Annotated in this window: 2 protein-coding genes; one reads left to right on the top strand and one right to left on the bottom strand. The window is 50.3% G+C overall.

Features of this window, described 5'->3' with window-relative positions; translation table 11 throughout:
- Positions 1 to 246: 246 nt before the first annotated feature.
- The gene (locus tag ACN0IC_RS15005; protein ID WP_007149411.1) at positions 247 to 1,338 is read right to left on the bottom strand and encodes a helix-turn-helix domain-containing protein; all 1,092 of its coding nucleotides are present in this window, start codon (positions 1,336 to 1,338) and stop codon (positions 247 to 249) included.
- Between the two features lie 203 nt (positions 1,339 to 1,541).
- Here ACN0IC_RS15005 and ACN0IC_RS15000 point away from each other — a divergent pair, with 203 nt between their 5' ends.
- Positions 1,542 to 2,315 (top strand): hypothetical protein, encoded by a 774-nt coding sequence (locus tag ACN0IC_RS15000; protein ID WP_039926139.1) that lies wholly within the window; start codon positions 1,542 to 1,544, stop codon positions 2,313 to 2,315.
- Positions 2,316 to 2,353: the final 38 nt, after the last annotated feature.

Below are 2,353 nucleotides of genomic sequence, written 5' to 3'. Positions count from 1 at the left end.
CCCATTACCGGGCCCACATTACCGACAATATCGAATACACAGATTTTGCGTTTAATGGTCTCTGCCTGCACGGAGAGGGAGGCAGTGAGCGCACAGGCCGTGACAACGGCGGTGAACAGCTTCTTCATCAGTCTCTTCCTGATTGTTATTGCTAGTATTTTGGCTGACGCCGGGAGCGTTTCCCGATACTAGTGCCAGGATCGGGGAACGCAAAAACACCAAGCGTCAGGAATGCGGGATATTAAGTCAATGGCCCGGCCGAGAGGGTGTTTCGCCGTCGGGTACATTCTGGTGCTCTTCTTCTGCGCTGTCCCAGGAAGGGGGCGGTACTTTGGCGTTGCGGCGGACTTCTCCGGGGGTGTGCCCTGTCCAGCCCCGGTAGGCCTTGCTGAAACTGGCCTGGTCGCTGTAGCCCAGATACTCAGCAATTTTTTCCAGTGCCATATCGGTGTCCACCAGGTAGCGGGTGGCAAACATTTCACGAATTTCGTTGCGAAGGCCGCTGAAGGCAAACCCGGACAGGCTCAAATGGCGGCGTACAGAACGAGGGCTCATGCCCAGCTTGGCGGCTACCCGTTCCAGGGTGCTGTCACGGCCGGGAGCGTTGCGGATTTCATGGCGTACCTGAATGACGACCTTGAGACTTTCATCGCCCTGGGCCTGCTCCTGGGACCGGGCCGTGGCCAGATAGTTGGCCACGGTGGCGTCATCATCACGAGCCTGGCGGCCGGATAGTGGCAGCAGTACGCGGTTGTGCTCACAGTTGAATTTCATTTCGATGCCTTCGCCAAGATGCTGGAAACTGGAAGCTTTGGCTGGGCACGGATAATCGTATTCAAACGTGAAACGGCGACAGACAAGCGATGCCAGTGCATGAATGCTGCCCATGTAGATGTTGGTAACAAAAGGTCTTAGTTCGCCTAGCTCCCAGCTGTCATGCAGGCGAATGGAGATGTCTTCGCCTGTGCAGTGGATTTCCATATCCATGATAGGTAATGAAACGCGCAGATATTGCACCACCATATTAACCAGTTTGCGGTAATCCTGTTGGCGAAGCAGGGCAAAACCCAGCAGGCCATGACCCTGTAAATCCAGTTCCTGACCAAAGCGAAATGATGCGGTGTCGTCTTTGAGAAGGGCGTCGGCATGACGGAGCATGGTGAGAAGCTGCCTCATGGTCAGAAAGGCATCCGGGTTATCCAGTAAGGCGGGGTCGATGCGGGCTTCTTTGAGTACGATGGTTCCACTTATCCCGTGTTTTTGTGTGAACCGTAAAAAACGGCGGGCATAGCGAATAGAAATTAGCGGAACGTCCAAAGCCATTCCATTATTTTTCATTTTTCTGCCTCGGCCATATGGCCTGACATTGTTGTTATTTTAGGTGTGATACGCGTCTCATTGGACGCGTTATTGTTACTGGTTTAAACCAGTGTTGCCATTTTTAACAAAAAAATGGCCGCTTTGACTATTAAGTAAATCACGGTCCGTGTAGATCATGAGCACCGCTTTTCAACGCATAAAAATAATCATGGAGCGGGAAAATGCAACGGGAAAATGCATCTAACCTGAAAGCCCGATATCTGCCCCTTTCCAAGGTGTCGGTACCCATAATGCGAAGAATGTATGAGATCTACTCCGGGTACTACGAAAATATAAGCCTGGATATTTTTTGCCAGGATATGGTGGAAAAGAGCGGTATATTTTTAGTGGAGGAGAAAGCAACCAAGCGTGTGGTTGGTTTTTCTACCTTGAAAGTTATCGACATGAACGTGGAGGGTCGCCGGGTAAAGGGCGTGTTTAGTGGTGACACCATCATTGAAGAAAAATACTGGGGTAGCAAAGCGCTTCAAGTGAAGTTTTTCTTCCGGATGATTCGCGAAAAAATACGCCATCCGTTTCGCCCCATGTTTTGGTTGCTGATTTCCAAGGGATATAAAACCTATCTTTTGCTGGCGAATAATTTCCATAATTATTACCCCAACCCAGAGGGAAAGGATCAGCGGTTAGCGCCGCTGGTTGATGCGTACTGCCAATCTCTCTTTTCTGATTATTACTGCAATCAGCGCCGTCTTCTTGATTTTGGTGAGGGGTACACACATCTGAAATCCGATGTGGCGGGTATTTCTGACGAAATGCGTTTGGCGAACGAAAAAATCCAGTTTTTTGAAAAACAAAATCCATCCTGGCAGCGCGGTACGGAATTGCCCTGTATCGGACAGGTTAACCTGAAGCTCCTGGTTAGCTATCCGTTTCAGCTTTGGCAAAAAAAGCGCCGTAAAACCAAGCCTGCAGTGACCGCTGTGGCCTGCGAATAAGCCGGGAAATATCATGTTTGGACATCGTCTTCTGAAAC

Origin of the sequence: Litorimonas sp., from assembly GCA_029936425.1 — a bacterium.
In the GTDB taxonomy this organism is placed as follows: Bacteria; Pseudomonadota; Alphaproteobacteria; order Caulobacterales; family Maricaulaceae; genus Litorimonas.
This window is presented reverse-complemented; position numbering and strand designations above follow the sequence as displayed.

Coding starts and splice junctions, on each gene's coding strand:
- ACN0IC_RS15005 (WP_007149411.1), bottom strand. CDS start 1,338: ATGAAAAATAATGGAATGGCTTTGGACGTTCCGCTAATTTCTATTCGC.
- ACN0IC_RS15000 (WP_039926139.1), top strand. CDS start 1,542: ATGCAACGGGAAAATGCATCTAACCTGAAAGCCCGATATCTGCCCCTT.